A 14,014-nucleotide genomic window follows, 5' to 3' on the forward strand; every position below is an offset into this window, starting at 1 on the left:
CAATGTAGACCAGTAAAGGGATGCAAACATTTTATAGTTCCATTAAAAGAAGGGTACGAAATTATTGAAAATGCAAAGAAAAATATGAGTGGTCTTAGTAAAAGATTCAAATATATAATGTCACACATAACTGGAAAGATTGAAATCGTAGGTATTGAAAATGATCTTTTATATTTGAAGTACCACCAAGCAAAAAATCGAAAAAATATTGGTAAGTTCTTTAAAAAGAGGTTGACTCCCTTTGCTGGATGGCTAGATGATTTACAATAGCAATTTTTTTAAAATTGAAATTGAAATGGTTGGATTTCATTTATCTTCTTGTTTAGGCATTTCCTAATGATCTAGATTGATTTGAAATTGTATTATATCTTTTCAAATTTTATCTTATTCCTTAAACTCCCTATTCCTTCAATATTTGCTTCTATTACGTCGCCTTCCTTAAGGAAGGAAGGAGGGTCCATATAAGCTCCAACTCCAGAGGGAGTTCCCGTCGAAATTATGTCTCCCGGTTCCAAAGTTATCCCTTTACTTAACCAAGATATTAGATAGTCAACCTTAAAGATCATGTCTCTAGTAGAACCATCTTGCCTCAACATTCCATTTACTTTTGTAGTAAGTCTAAGGTTATTGAGGTTCAGTTCATCTTTAGTTACGATCCAAGGTCCTATTGGTGCAAATGTATCCATCCCTTTTCCCATAAACCATTGCTTCTCTCTACGCTGAAGGTCTCTAGCAGTAATATCATTAAGGACCGTATAACCCAAAATGTATTCCGGAGCCTCATATTCACTAATTCTCTTACATTCCTTCCCAATGATAACAGCTAATTCAACTTCATAATCAAGTTCCTTAGTTATAGAAGGTGAAACGATATCATCAAAAGGACCGATTATTGTCGTCCTTGGCTTCATAAATACGATAGGCTCAGAAGGCGGTTTTACCTTCCACTCCTTAGTGTGGGTTGAATAATTCAATCCAAGGCAGATAATTTTTGGGGGATGAGTAATAGGAGCTAAAATTCTCTCCAAATTTTGTAAAAGAATACTCCCTTCAAGGAGTTCCTCGAAGCCTTTTAAAAGTGTCAGATTAATATTAAGCTCAGACCATCTTAGAATAAAATCTAAAATATCTTTGGGAAGATCGATACCTAAAATTTCCGATATAAGATCGCTGACAATAATTCTTCCACCAACTAAGAATCCATATTTTCTTTCTCCATTTACAACATAATGGATTAACTTCAACTTTTTCCCACACCTATCAATTGATCAGAGATTTTTTAAATTAGGTGGAAGAAATTGAAGAAAACAGAAAAAACAAGGAGAACAAAGGGAGTCAAGACCTAAATCATAATTTATTAAAAAAATTTCTATATATCAAAAAAATAATTTGAAAAATGAAAACAGTTATTTGGTTAATTTATATTTTTGATTTTAATAATCTATACAATAATGCGAGCTCAGTACTCAAGATCTAGCTCATCATTCGCTAGGGCTATCTCTTCATTGCTCGCTAATCACTAATAAATTTTCAAGAAATATAAAGTTGTTTTTTAGATAGGGTAATTGTTTAAGATTTCATGTAAATCATTAAATCCATTTTTAAGATCAATCAATACAACGTTGCTTAAAGCTTCATCAATAAGTTCTTTTATTTTTAACTTGCTCTCGACCTCAATCATAACCTTCTCATCAAGTTTCGTTAAGTCTCTTTGACTTTCTTTTGTGAAGTTAATAACCCCGATTTTCTTTGAGTAATCTACAATCTCTTGGTCAATTAACCCGATTAATGGAAAAAGAACTTGCTTATCATATATTGAAGTTATCTTAAATGAATTCATAAAAGTATTGAGTGTACTTTGACCTAAATTTTCTCCACTAACGATGGTATCAATACCAACTTTGTCAGCATAAACACATGCTATGTGCATGATGATCCTCTTGAATAAAAAAGGCATATTCTTATCGTACTCAGGGGGACACACTTTTTTTAAATGGTTGATAATAAACCCTATCTTCATCACAATAAGATCATACTTTTTAACAGGTAAAAATTCTCTAATTAGAGTAGCTACAGTAATTGTTCTTCTCACACAAGATTGATTAACATAGGGACGAGTGTCAAAAAATAAAATATAAGGAAAAATTCCTTGTCTGGCCATTATCCAAGTTGCAACAGCGCTATAATTATCATCCGACAATAGACATAAGGCTTTTCCCTTCGATCCTACAGGTATCCCTCCCGGTCCATCATATTTATAAAAGAATATACAGGCTGTTTCATCTTCTATTCTTGCATAAATTACTTTTAAAGGGTCTTTCTTATCTTGTCTTACACCTTTTTCACCAAGTTCCCCAATAAGCCTTGCACAAGTTGCGAATTCGATATCTCGACTACTATACGGAAGAGTGCCTTTTAGCTCGACCCTTACTGTAAAAGTCTCATTTGGATAGATCAATTTCAATCCTGATCTTGTGATTGCTTCAATAACGTCATCATATTTTGATGGTACAATCTTTACTACTGCAGTATAATCCACACCTAGTATCTTCGATAAAACATCAGCAACTCTGACAGGGTCTTCAGCGTTCAGTAATATAATACCTTTTCTAGTTACCATATTAGAGAATTCCAATTCTGAAAGTTCTAATGAGGTAGATATCTGATGTTTAAGGCGGCTTAAAGAATCATCATAATTGTCATCAGAGAAAGATACAAGAACTTTATACTCCTGCAATTCTATTCACTTTCTTTTTTCCATTACAACAACATCTTTATGAGGATTTAGTTAACCACATAATTATGAGGTTTTTTACACTAAAAGAAAGATGGGGTTCTTCTCATCATAATTTATTTATTCTTAATATGCGCCGTATTTTTCTACTGATTTTCTAAGTACCCTGACGTTATCAGCAGGAGTTTCTAATGGAATTTCACAGCCAGTAGAGAGAATATAACCTCCTCCTTCTTTTGCTTTCTCTATACAAGACTTTGCCTCTTTCTCGATATCAATCGCTCTCTTGAAGGGCATTTTTGTCTGATCTACATTCCCTATTATACAAACCTTGTTTCCAAACTTCTTCTTAACTTTTCCAACATCTCCTGTTGCGAAACAGATAGCATCTGGATTTAAGTCAACTTGCAGATCGAGATAAGGTTTACTCGATACATTACCTATTATTACACTCGCACCGTAATTTTTTAGAGAGGTTACAACTGATCTTAAATATCTTATATCAAATTCCAAGCATTGTGTCTTACTCATTAAATCGCCTCCAGCAAATCCATCTTTGATCAGTATTACATTTACTCCTTGGTCTATCATCGATCGTCCATATTCTATACAAGTATGTGTAGTTATCTTTAACATCTTTTTTAATAAATCAGGATTTATCAGTATATCCTTCAAAATTTTATCAAATCCCCTTATGCCATCCAAAATAGTAAATGGTGAGCTCATGAATCCGACAACGGTAGTATCTTTTCCGACAGTATCCACAAGAATATTTAAGCTTTCTAATATCATAGGCATTCTTCCGTCTTTTAAAGGGTCTGGAACCTCTAATTTATCAACTTCCTCTGAATCCTTTAAAATATACTCAACAATTTTAGGGTAGTCCATTTCCTTTTTCTCAATTTTGGAGCCCAACGCTTCTGCCTCTACAGTTATGCATCCCCATGGTGACATAACATTATCATGTCCAAACATCTCTCTGGCCTTCATTTGTGTTTTTGCAATTCCTTGAGCTGAGTAGTAGACATCTCTCATTGTAACGCCAAGTTCGTTGAGGACGGAATGTCCAGCTCCAAGATATAAGTAAAATAGTGGCACTCTTTCAGGCTTTTCTAGATTTAATGTTACTTCAAACCTTTCTAATGAATTCATTTCTTCTCTCACTTATATACATGAGTCCAACTTGATATTAGTAAAATAGAGATATTATATCATATCCAGCCTCCATAAAATGATCTTTAGAATCTCTATCAGGATGATATCTTAATGTCAGTTTCCGATAAGTATTCTTTATATCTTCTTCGTTTGCATAGCTATCTAAACCAAGAATTCGCTCAGCTCTTATTCTAATCGATTCTTCTTTGAACCGATGCTTCTTCTTCAACTTCATTTGAAAGATTTGAATTATTAAATTTAAGCCTTTTTGACTTTAAAGATAATATTTTTTAGATTGAAGATTAGTATTTACTCAGAAGAATAATAAATTCTGAAGAGAAGGCTTTGAGAGAGATAGAACGAGAAGAATAATTGCATTTGAAAACCATTAATCATATATTCGACTCTTTAGGAGAGTATAGAGCATAGAGATGAAACTTCTGAAAATTGTAGGAATTTTATGTTTATCTTCACTTTTAATTTTCATTGTGCCAGTAATAAAGGTCCAAGCTTTGAGTGAAGTTGTTGAATTGGATAAGATTGAAACAGAAATTGAAATAAAATTTACATCTTCAAATAGAACTTACTGCTCTTTAGAGGTGGGTTCTTCACTAGAAGTTAATGGTTGGATAACACCTTCTCCTTCTAATGATGTAAACATTGTATTGACATATATACCACAACGCGGAGAGTTGATAAATTATACTGTATTAACTTCATCGGGGTTTTTTAATCATACATTCAGCCCAGGGACTGTTGGTAATTGGGTAGTCACAGCAAGCTGGGATGGTGATGAAGAGTGTGAAGGAGCTGTAAGTAAAACGCTCCATATCAAGGTCACTCAGCAAACATGGATCGTAATGATTTTATTTTTTAGTATAGGGGCCATCTTTATTTTAGTGTCTCTTTTTATAGCTCGTCCTTATACCAAAAGACGATTTCATTTGCTTCCTAAAAAGAACAAATAGAGATGTGTAAATATTACCAACCTCAGAGTCAACCTAATAATCAATCAATATAATTTAGATCAATAATATAGTTATTTGTTAAGTCGTTTCTTTTTGGTTATACGTTTCTTCATTTCCTTTAAAAGTGGCCTATATACGTCATAGGTATATTTAAGCCATGGAGCATAGCGTCTTCCCCATATATGAAGGGTAGGCTGAATCTGGTATGTCTGATAAGAGTATTCATCGAGTGCCTTTTCTATATACTCTATCCATTCCTTCAACTTATCAGTATCATTTGGGATTCGTATCATTATCACTGGTTTTACTATATCAGTTATAGTCGTAAATCCAAATCTTTGATAAAAATTTCTTAATTTCTCTTCACACCCAGGTTGTGATAAAGGTGTTAAAGCGATTAGTGTATCCCATTCTACAAACATTTTTTGCATGATCATGGTACCAATACCTTGACTTCTGTATGGTTTAGCAACTTCCATTACATCAAGGAATTTGGTATTCGGTAAAGTTTGCCAATCTATAATCGCTGCAAAGCCAACTATCTTATTCTCTTTGATTGCTAAAAAGATTTCACCTCCTTCTGAAAGCTTTTGTTTTAAAAATTCTTTAAACTTAACCTTTCCTTCCTTTCCTAAAGATTTAATACACCATGTAAAGCCATCTGTAACATCAAGACTCTGTAGATCAGATGTCGTCAGTTTCTTAACTACAACCATCAGATTTCAACTGTAGTTTATTAAAAAATCATTAATCGAGTCAATTAAAAATATTTCTAAATTGGATTTAGCTTGTGATATAGATGTTCTATTTATAAGGCCATCTATTTACAAAAGTATCAATTCATTTGTAAATATTACAAAAGACAGTTAGTACTTATCATACACAAAGTAAAAATAACAGCAATCCCAATGTATAAGAGTATGGGTAGTCAAGCAACAGTAGATGTAGGAGAAGTAGAGTGGTTGGATACTCCGATTAAACATTGCGAATTTATCAGGTCTACAAGAAGAATTTCTAGCATGAAACCCAAAGATCTTGAAGATATGTATATGAATATCACTTTGGGCTCACTATCTAGGGAAGACAAGGAGTTTATTATCCGTAGTATGTCGCCCACGATTGAGGAATGCATCGAAGGGTCAAAACAAACGAGAATTACTTTTATTTATAACTTAATGAAACTTCTTTCACATAGATATAAAATGTACAAGAAATTGTATTATAGTGTAGTAAAGAATGCTGATGTAATCATGGCTGATAAGTACAACATGAGAGTATTCTGTCATTATGAGGCACTTAGGAGCTTAAAAAAACGTCTGATAGGTGGTAAAGAGCTTCTATTCAGAGATATGCCAAAAGTAGAAATTCCTTAATAAATCGAGAATATCAAATCAAATAAAACTTGAATCATCATTCATTTTACCTTAAGTTAATTTTTAAAATCAGAACTCTAAGTATGAAAAAGTAAAAAAAGTTTAAATTAAGAATGAATGAGCCTCAATATGAGGTAAATGCCGAAATATTCTCCAAAAAGAAGAGTTTTGGCTGCTTTAATGGGTGGAAAGGTAGATAGAGTACCTGCGACATGTATAGGGGCCTGTGGAGGGAGTGTCTCAACGGAGATTCAGGAAACTGTCGGAATATATTGGCCTAATGCTTTTAAAGATCCTCAAAAGATGGCAAATCTTGCTATAGCTAGTCAAAAGATAACTGGACTCGAAAATGTTAATGTTGGACATGAATTCAGTATATTGCCAGAAGCTTTAGGGTGTGAAATCAAATGGTATGATCGTCGTGATCTAAAACCGGCAATGATAAGTCATCCCTTTGAAAATCCTAAGGACCTAAAAATGCCTAATGATCTTCTTGAGAGAGGTAGAATTCCAGCAATAATGGAAGCGATTTACATGTTAAGGAAAGAAGTGGGGGATTTCCTCCCTATTACAAGCTTTGTCTTTGGCCCCTACTCGCTAGCTGGTGAGCTGGCAGAACCTAAGAGATTTATGATGTGGTCAATTAGGAAACCAGAAGATGCTAAAAAGTATATTGATTTAGCTGTGGAAGTAATTATAGAATACGCTAAGGCACAATACCGTGCAGGCTCGGATATAGTATCATTAGGTGAGCCTTTAGGTACACCTGATAAAGCCGGTCCTCAAGTCTTCGAAGTGCTCATTAAGCCAGCATTAAAGGAAATTGCAAAAAATTTAGACGGAATAAGGGTTTTACATCTATGTGGAGATGTAGAGTCTTTCATACCAGAAATGGTCGATATTGGTTTCGACGCGATAAGCGTTAAACAAAGTGTTGATATTGCTCGAATCAAGCCTATTGTAGGAGATGTTACAATTTTGGGCAATATTGAATCAAAAGGAGTACTGACTCATGGCACTCCTGATGAGGTTAGGATTATCGCAAAGAAAGCACTTGAATCTGGTGTCGATCTGCTTGAGCCAGGCTGTGGTATCGAACCTGCAATGCCGATCAATAATATAAAAGTTCTAGCAGAAGAAGTAAGAAAATTTAAAATTAATGGATAATTTAATCATCTATTAAAATCTTAGAATGGCGTTTAACGATATAAAGGTTGAGAATCCGATAGAAGGTTCTTACTTACCGTAATATCTATTACCTTTCTGATTATCTACTTTTGATTAACTTTACATTTCTATGATTATTTTCAAATAGAGAAATGATTAGTTTTAGAGAGTATCACTCTCTAAATGAGTAGTTAAGCACCTTTGAACCAATTGGAGTTGGGGTTATTTCTACTCGGCTCTCAATTTTCTCTTCATGTGGAATTTGTCTCTCTACATGTGATCGTTCTATAGAAGGATAGTCCCATACCCCACCAACTTTAAACGTAGCTGGAGAAGCGATAGGGATTTGAGGCCTATTTATTGCAACTACGACTCTTCCATCTTCGGTTTTATATCTAGAAATTTCTATTAGTTTTATACCGAACTTGATATAATTCGCAACATCTAAAAGTTCTTTTTTGAAGGCGGGAGCAACTAAAATAACTTTTGGATCTTCTCCCAATCCCTTACTGAGCTTATCCAGATCCACTTTCAGCCCATGTAATTTCTGCATGAATTTTGTATTTGATGAGATTCTAAACTTCATTGTATCAGGATTGGACTTCATAAAATCACAATAAGGTAAGATTTGGGGTATTACCTCGGTGCCTGTAATTATGTTTCTTAGCTCGATTATTAATGGTCTTAAATCAAACATATCCAATCCTAACATATGTGCAAAAGAGCCATCGGAAGTTTCTATTTTATTGTCTAACAGAACTACATTTCCTAAGATTCTTTCATTTGTCATTATGAGTTTTCTAAGCTCTGTTACTTCTATCTTTTCAGGTTCTTTCTTTATTTCTAGAATTTGACCTTCCGATCCAACTGTATAAAGTTCTACCATCTATACACACCAAATTTTCTTCGTTTACTTTTAATTTATTGATGATTGTCTGAATTTATTGATCGTTGCCTTTGAATTTATTGAGTATGTAAGATAACCAAATTATTAATTAAATCTATTAAAATGAATATTCTTCTCAATATAACTCGGATCATCATTTATCACTCATGAAAGTTATTTTAACGTCTCTTTTTGCTGCGAAACCAAACTCTACTTCGACTGCTTTGAGTATTGCACAGGGAACAGGACAGGTTGCATGTAGACATTCTGAAGATAACTGATACACGATATTTTTAAGAAGATTTCTTGTGGATTCACGTCCCTCTAATTCTTTCAACTTTTCTGAAAATTCGTTTAAAAGGGGGCAATCTGACTCGATATTTATTTTAGCCTTCGATCCCGATTTTTCTACTTTAATGATAACCTTCCGTTTGCATATTCCTGGATCGACCTTAACTTTTGTCACTCCCGTCATTTTAAGCGATACTTCCAAAATAAGGTTAATTAACTTTTTATATAAACACTTGATGAACTTTTTCTGATAGAGAAGACAGTAGAATGAAAGAAACAAAAGTAATACTTTTCTCATACACCCTTAACATTGAGAGAGTATGTGCTTCAAGTATGAGGTCATGCTACTCTCAACACTCAGCGTCAGATCTTTACCTTAACAAAGAACTCTTAAGTGATTTTGATGTTAAGAGAATGTTAGAGAAGGCTCTTCAGTTAGGACATCTTGATGTGATTGAACATGGTACTTTAACATATAGTTTGGAAAATGTATCAAGAGTTCTCACACATCAACTAGTGAGACATAGGCTTGCCTCCTTTTCACAGCAGAGTCAAAGACATGTAAAGATAGGAAAAGATGAATGGTATATAAGGCCTCCATCCATAGATATAAAAGAGAAAATTCAAGGAGAATTAAATGGATTAAAAATCGAACTTAACTATGATGATTATATGGCCCTTAGTGAGCATATTTACAGAGCCTATTCAGAAAAAGGATCATATAAGGAAGATGCTAGATTCATCATCCCGTCTGCATCGAAAACGAATATAACTATCACAGCAAATCCAAGGGAGTTTAGACACATCTTCGGTCAGAGATGCGATATTGCAGCCCAATGGGAGATTCAGGATGTTTCCTGGGCTATGTTATCATCAGCAAAGTTAATAGCGCCAACGATTTTCAAAACTCTCAACCTTCCTGCATACAAAGAATCTTCTGCAGTCGAGAGATGTAACAAATTGGACGAGTTACTATCAAATTATAGATTTGCTTTTGAGAAAGCAGATAAAGGGGATCTATTAGAGATCGACTTGAGTAAATTGGACCTATCACATAAAGTTCATTCCTATATTTTAAAGTGCGAGTAAAAAGTTAAACATAACAAAATTACATTCTAAGATGACAGAAATGGCAAATAGAAGGATAGAAAGAGACCCTCTTGGACAGAAGGAGGTTCCTGAAGATGCATACTATGGGATTCAGACTATAAGAGCATTAGAGAATTTTCCTATAAGTGGAATAAAACCTCATCCAGAGTTCATCAAAGCTACTGCCATTGTTAAGAAAGCTGCAGCCGAAGCTAACATGACAATTGGAGACTTAAAGCCTGAGATTGCAGGTATGATAATTCTAGCAGCTGATGAAGTCATTGAAGGAAGATGGCATGATCAATTTGTGGTAGATGTCTTCCAAGCAGGAGCTGGAACGTCTCACAATATGAACGCAAATGAAGTTCTAGCGAATAGGGCAATAGAACTGTTAGGAGGAAAGAAAGGACATTACAATATTATCCACCCTAACGATCATGTAAATATGGCTCAGTCCACAAATGATGTATTTCCAACAATTATGCGTATCTCTTGCCTCACTTTAATTCAACAGTTGATCTCAGAATTAAAAGGTCTTGAGAAAGCTCTTAAGAAAAAAGCGAGAGAGTTTGATAAGATAATCAAGTCTGGAAGAACCCATCTCGAGGATGGTGCACCCATTCGCCTTGGTCAAGAGTTTAGTGCGTATGCATCTATAGTAGCTGATGATATTAAAAGAATAGAGAGAGCTGCAATAGCTTTGGAGGAGTTAAACATAGGTGGGACAGCTGTTGGAACAGGTCTAAATGCAGACCCTGAATATGTTAGGCTAGTCATAGATAGGTTAAAACAACATACTAGATTCAATCTACGTTCTGCAAAAAATCTGATAGGAATCACTCAGTCTATGGGTGATTTCGTCGAAGTCTCCAATTCACTCAAGACATTAGCAACAGATCTAATCAAGATAGCTAATGACCTTAGATTGATGAGTTCAGGTCCTGTAACTGGATTAGGCGAGATAAATCTACCTGCAGTTCAACCCGGATCATCTATAATGCCCGGAAAGGTCAACCCAGTTATTGCTGAAGCTATGAACATGGTGACTTTTCAAGTTATAGGAAATGATTTAACGATAACTCTTGCTGCACAAGCAGGGCAATTGGAGCTAAATGTCATGATGCCCGTAATAGCATTTGATTTAATTCAATCTTTACATATACTAAAAAATTCTGTTAATATATTCACTAAGAAGCTTGTGTTAGGAATTACTGCAAATGAAAATAAGTGTAAAAAAATCATCGAACATAGTCCTGGGATTGCTTTAGCTCTAAACCCTCATATAGGCTTTGAAAAAGCTGCAGAGGTAGTTAAGGAGTCTTTAGCTACTGGGAAAACGATAAGAGAGGTAGTTTTAGAGAAAGAGTTGCTCTCAGAAGAAAATTTAGATATAATACTTGACATCTACGCTATGACTCAGCCCGGTAAGAGAAGAAAAAAAGTGATTGTGTAACTTAGTTAGATTGGAGCAGGTATCGATGGATGTAGGAGTTGCTATCTTATCAGGTGGAGAAAATAAACGTTTTCAACAAATTGGTTCCATTAGAAAGAATAAAGCATTAGAAGTTGTAGATAACAAAAGGATGATTGAGTGGGTCATAGAGGCAGCATATCAAGTTTCCAATAGTGTTACTGTTGTGGCGAGGGAAAAGGAACAAGAGAAGTTATACTCAAATCTTTTTTCTGAGAAGTATCCAAATCTTCATGTAATAGCAGATATGGAAGGAGTTGGACATAGCCCACTCATAGGTCTTGCTACTTCTGCAAGATTTATAAAAAAAGACAGGATCTTAGTCTTACCTTGCGATACACCTTATATAAAAATAGATGTGCTTAAAATGTTAATAGAGAAAGCAATTCATTTTGATGTCGTCACACCTTTATGGCCTGATGGTAAGATAGAGCCTCTCATATCGGTCTATAAGAGAGAGCACATACAACTCTGTTATAAGGCCCTTCTAAACCTTAAGAGATGGAGGCCTAGCGATTTCTTAAGAGGTAGTATAAAATCATATCTGATTAATGTGGAGAATATAAAAATATTTGATCCAGAATTAACCTCTTTTTATAATATAAATTATCTCCAAGATATCGATAATCTTACGAGTACATTACATGATGGATATATAAAAGATAACAAGATACTTTACCCTAATAAAACTGATATAAAACTCATGAGAGAAGTCATAAAGTCTATTTCAGATAGAGATAGAAAACTTGAACTTATCAATGGTCTAATAAATTCTCCTTTTTGGTTCGCTCTCTTTTCAATGACTTTCCAAGAATTGGATGAAAAATGGTCAATAGCAGCAAAAAATTTTGAAACAGAAGCAAATTACTTTATTAAAGAGGAAGTGAAAATGCTAGCTTTACATTCTTTATTGGATGCTTTATTGTGCTGGAAAAGAGTAGGTTCTGCAGAGAATATTAAAAGAGTAGCGACTCAAGTAGAGGAATTAAAGAGTGATTTAAGTATCGATTTTGAAGGAAGATTGAAAGTATTGAAAAACATCGAGATACCTTCAAAAGATTTTATAACAAAAAGAGAATAGATTAAAACTAGAATCTTATAAAACGATGATCGCGATGGATTTGGAAGAGTGGTGGCCATGGTATGATAAAATTGCATCATCCTTTAACCTAAGTAGATTAAAAGATCAAAGAGCCACTGATATTCTAAATGAGTTGCTTCAGGATAAATATATAGAACCTAAAGAGTTAAAGAAACTTATTCATAGTAAACCTGTGTTAGTATTTGGCGCAGGTCCTTCACTAGAAAATAATATTTATAGCATAAAAAGAGAAGGATTACTAGACAAGTTTATTATAATCACAGCAGATGGCGCTACGACAGCCCTTCTCGAAGTTGCAAATAGGGTTCCTCAAGTAGTAGTAACTGACCTTGATGGTAAATTACAAGATCTAATATTAGCAAATCAAAAAGGTGCATCGATGGTAGTTCATGGACATGGGGACAATATCCAACAACTTTTAAGATACGTCCCAAAATTGACTAGGGTTTTAGGTACTACACAAGTTAAGCCCAAACAAAGGGTATACAACTTTGGAGGGTTTACAGATGGAGACAGAGCGGTTTTTTTCGCGTTGTATATGGGTGCTGAAATAATAGCCTTGGCTGGCATGGATATAGGTACGATAATAGGTAAATATTCAAAAGTATATGTGAACTCGCCAGAGAAAAAGTCTCTGAAGCTTAAATTCTGCAAAAAGCTACTTGAATGGCTTGCTTCAAGGACAGATACCAAGCTTTTTAATCTCACGTATTATGGAGAAAAGATAAAAGGTTTCAGGGATATAAATCCACAAAAAATCGCCCACTTTTTATAAATTAGTAGGTTAAAGTTGAAATTAAGATGGTTAGGGTAATTGGAATAGACCCTGGATCAAAGAGCTACGATTTCTGCGGCTTGGACGGAGATCATCTCTTTATCGATTCTACAATAGATACGGAAAAAATTGTAAAAGATCCTAAAATTGTTATAGAACTCTTGAAATCGGTAACTCCATTAGACCTAATAGTTGGACCTTCTGGATATGGTCTCCCACTTATACATATCGATGAAATAGATGATCGTAAACTCTTACTAATGGCTCTTGTGAAATTTGATGACATAAAGACAAGTGCGGTCCTAGGCTTGAGAAAAGTTGTAGCGATGTTAAAAAAGGAAGGGTTTAACGTATATTTCATACCAGGTGTCATACATATGCCCACAGTACCAATGTATAGAAAAGTGAATAAAATAGATATGGGAACTGCAGACAAGCTTTGCTGCTCTGTATTAGGAGTACTCGATCAGTCGAAGCATTGTAATATAAAATACAATGAGACCTCGTTCGTAATAGTTGAGGTTGGTTTTGGATATAACGCCATAATAGGTGTTGAAAAAGGCCAAATTGTTGATGGGATCGGTGGGACGACTGGCAGTATTGGTTTTTTATCAATTGGATCAATGGATAGTGAGCTAGCCTACCTATTGAATATCTCTGATAAAAACATACTTCGTAAAGGCGGTGTTACATGCATAGTTGGAAATACAAAAGTTACACCAAAGGAGTTTGCAAAAAAAGCTCTTGACAATAGTCGATATAATTTGGCATGGGAAGCATTTATGGAAGGTATAGAAAAAGGAGTGGCTCAAATGAAAATGTCAGTAAAAACACCTAGGGAAATTTTGCTTTCTGGGAGATTGTGTAAAGTGAAGAGAATTCATGATGAACTCTTTAAGAGGTTGTCTGATTTAGGGAATGTCAGAAAAATTAAAGGATTTGCTCAAGTATCTAAAGAGGCGGCACAAGGGGCGGCCATTCTGGCTAATGGTTTAGCAGGAGG

16 protein-coding genes are annotated in these 14,014 nt (G+C 34.6%); 9 read left to right on the forward strand and 7 right to left on the reverse strand.

The genetic code is table 11. From position 1 onward, the window contains the following. A partial coding sequence (locus tag L6N96_04515; GenBank protein ID MCP8323421.1) for a hypothetical protein occupies positions 1 to 270 on the forward strand: 270 nt, incomplete at its 5' end. A 92-nt stretch (positions 271 to 362) separates the two neighbouring features. On the opposite strand, the gene L6N96_04520 is transcribed toward L6N96_04515, so the two are convergent. The 4 genes from L6N96_04520 to L6N96_04535 form a co-directional block, all read right to left on the reverse strand. Then, a complete protein-coding gene (locus L6N96_04520; protein ID MCP8323422.1) occupies positions 363 to 1,244 on the reverse strand; it encodes a fumarylacetoacetate hydrolase family protein in 882 nt (293 codons plus the stop codon). Between the two features lie 308 nt (positions 1,245 to 1,552). Next, a complete protein-coding gene (locus L6N96_04525) occupies positions 1,553 to 2,737 on the reverse strand; it encodes a THUMP domain-containing protein (protein ID MCP8323423.1) in 1,185 nt (394 codons plus the stop codon). Positions 2,738 to 2,860: 123 nt separating this feature from the next. After that, positions 2,861 to 3,886: a uroporphyrinogen decarboxylase family protein gene (locus tag L6N96_04530; protein MCP8323424.1), complete on the reverse strand. Its 1,026-nt coding sequence runs from the start codon at positions 3,884 to 3,886 to the stop codon at positions 2,861 to 2,863. Between the two features lie 37 nt (positions 3,887 to 3,923). After that, on the reverse strand, positions 3,924 to 4,118 hold the full coding sequence (locus L6N96_04535; protein MCP8323425.1) for a DnaJ domain-containing protein: 195 nt from the start codon (positions 4,116 to 4,118) through the stop codon (positions 3,924 to 3,926). Between the two features lie 202 nt (positions 4,119 to 4,320). On the opposite strand from L6N96_04535, the gene L6N96_04540 reads away from it, so the two are divergent. Continuing rightward, complete coding sequence (locus L6N96_04540; protein ID MCP8323426.1) at positions 4,321 to 4,857, forward strand: hypothetical protein; 537 nt, start codon at positions 4,321 to 4,323, stop codon at positions 4,855 to 4,857. A 71-nt stretch (positions 4,858 to 4,928) separates the two neighbouring features. Here the strand turns inward: L6N96_04540 and L6N96_04545 are convergent, their stop codons facing one another. Continuing rightward, positions 4,929 to 5,573, reverse strand: a complete 645-nt coding sequence (locus L6N96_04545) for a GNAT family N-acetyltransferase (GenBank protein ID MCP8323427.1) — start codon at positions 5,571 to 5,573, stop codon at positions 4,929 to 4,931. A gap of 204 nt (positions 5,574 to 5,777) precedes the next feature. Between L6N96_04545 and L6N96_04550 the strand changes: the two genes are divergently transcribed. Together L6N96_04550 and L6N96_04555 are read left to right on the forward strand one after the other, a co-directional pair. Continuing rightward, positions 5,778 to 6,230 carry a hypothetical protein gene (locus L6N96_04550; protein ID MCP8323428.1) on the forward strand — a complete coding sequence of 151 codons (453 nt, stop codon included), beginning with the start codon at positions 5,778 to 5,780 and terminating at the stop codon, positions 6,228 to 6,230. A gap of 138 nt (positions 6,231 to 6,368) precedes the next feature. Then, positions 6,369 to 7,397: an MtaA/CmuA family methyltransferase gene (locus L6N96_04555; protein ID MCP8323429.1), complete on the forward strand. Its 1,029-nt coding sequence runs from the start codon at positions 6,369 to 6,371 to the stop codon at positions 7,395 to 7,397. 172 nt (positions 7,398 to 7,569) lie between these two features. Here the strand turns inward: L6N96_04555 and L6N96_04560 are convergent, their stop codons facing one another. Together L6N96_04560 and L6N96_04565 are read right to left on the reverse strand one after the other, a co-directional pair. Beyond that, complete coding sequence (locus L6N96_04560; GenBank protein MCP8323430.1) at positions 7,570 to 8,283, reverse strand: hypothetical protein; 714 nt, start codon at positions 8,281 to 8,283, stop codon at positions 7,570 to 7,572. A 154-nt stretch (positions 8,284 to 8,437) separates the two neighbouring features. Beyond that, positions 8,438 to 8,758: a hypothetical protein gene (locus L6N96_04565; GenBank protein ID MCP8323431.1), complete on the reverse strand. Its 321-nt coding sequence runs from the start codon at positions 8,756 to 8,758 to the stop codon at positions 8,438 to 8,440. Between the two features lie 83 nt (positions 8,759 to 8,841). Between L6N96_04565 and thyX the strand changes: the two genes are divergently transcribed. From thyX to L6N96_04590, 5 genes are all read left to right on the forward strand, one after another. Next, the gene (gene thyX, locus L6N96_04570; GenBank protein MCP8323432.1) at positions 8,842 to 9,663 is read left to right on the forward strand and encodes an FAD-dependent thymidylate synthase; all 822 of its coding nucleotides are present in this window, start codon (positions 8,842 to 8,844) and stop codon (positions 9,661 to 9,663) included. Between the two features lie 40 nt (positions 9,664 to 9,703). Beyond that, positions 9,704 to 11,116 (forward strand): aspartate ammonia-lyase, encoded by a 1,413-nt coding sequence (locus tag L6N96_04575; protein MCP8323433.1) that lies wholly within the window; start codon positions 9,704 to 9,706, stop codon positions 11,114 to 11,116. Further along, entirely contained in the window at positions 11,109 to 12,215 is a 1,107-nt protein-coding gene (locus L6N96_04580) for a molybdenum cofactor guanylyltransferase (protein ID MCP8323434.1), read from the forward strand. The genes L6N96_04575 and L6N96_04580 overlap by 8 nt, the downstream gene beginning before the upstream one ends. A gap of 34 nt (positions 12,216 to 12,249) precedes the next feature. Then, complete coding sequence (locus L6N96_04585) at positions 12,250 to 13,011, forward strand: DUF115 domain-containing protein (protein MCP8323435.1); 762 nt, start codon at positions 12,250 to 12,252, stop codon at positions 13,009 to 13,011. Positions 13,012 to 13,037: 26 nt separating this feature from the next. After that, positions 13,038 to 14,014: DUF1464 family protein (locus L6N96_04590; GenBank protein MCP8323436.1), on the forward strand; the 977-nt coding region annotated here is incomplete at its 3' end.

The organism is Candidatus Methylarchaceae archaeon HK02M2, from assembly GCA_024256165.1.
Taxonomy (GTDB): domain Archaea; phylum Thermoproteota; class Nitrososphaeria; order Nitrososphaerales; family JACAEJ01; genus HK02M2.

What these genes read in the sequence shown, in the direction of transcription:
- L6N96_04550 (MCP8323428.1), top strand. Translation starts at nt 5,778, where the DNA reads ATGGGTAGTCAAGCAACAGTAGATGTAGGAGAAGTAGAGTGGTTGGAT.
- L6N96_04530 (MCP8323424.1), bottom strand. Translation starts at nt 3,886, where the DNA reads ATGAATTCATTAGAAAGGTTTGAAGTAACATTAAATCTAGAAAAGCCT.
- L6N96_04565 (MCP8323431.1), bottom strand. Translation starts at nt 8,758, where the DNA reads ATGACGGGAGTGACAAAAGTTAAGGTCGATCCAGGAATATGCAAACGG.
- L6N96_04560 (MCP8323430.1), bottom strand. Translation starts at nt 8,283, where the DNA reads ATGGTAGAACTTTATACAGTTGGATCGGAAGGTCAAATTCTAGAAATA.
- L6N96_04555 (MCP8323429.1), top strand. Translation starts at nt 6,369, where the DNA reads ATGCCGAAATATTCTCCAAAAAGAAGAGTTTTGGCTGCTTTAATGGGT.
- thyX (MCP8323432.1), top strand. Translation starts at nt 8,842, where the DNA reads ATGAAAGAAACAAAAGTAATACTTTTCTCATACACCCTTAACATTGAG.
- L6N96_04540 (MCP8323426.1), top strand. Translation starts at nt 4,321, where the DNA reads ATGAAACTTCTGAAAATTGTAGGAATTTTATGTTTATCTTCACTTTTA.
- L6N96_04575 (MCP8323433.1), top strand. Translation starts at nt 9,704, where the DNA reads ATGGCAAATAGAAGGATAGAAAGAGACCCTCTTGGACAGAAGGAGGTT.
- L6N96_04585 (MCP8323435.1), top strand. Translation starts at nt 12,250, where the DNA reads ATGGATTTGGAAGAGTGGTGGCCATGGTATGATAAAATTGCATCATCC.
- L6N96_04545 (MCP8323427.1), bottom strand. Translation starts at nt 5,573, where the DNA reads ATGGTTGTAGTTAAGAAACTGACGACATCTGATCTACAGAGTCTTGAT.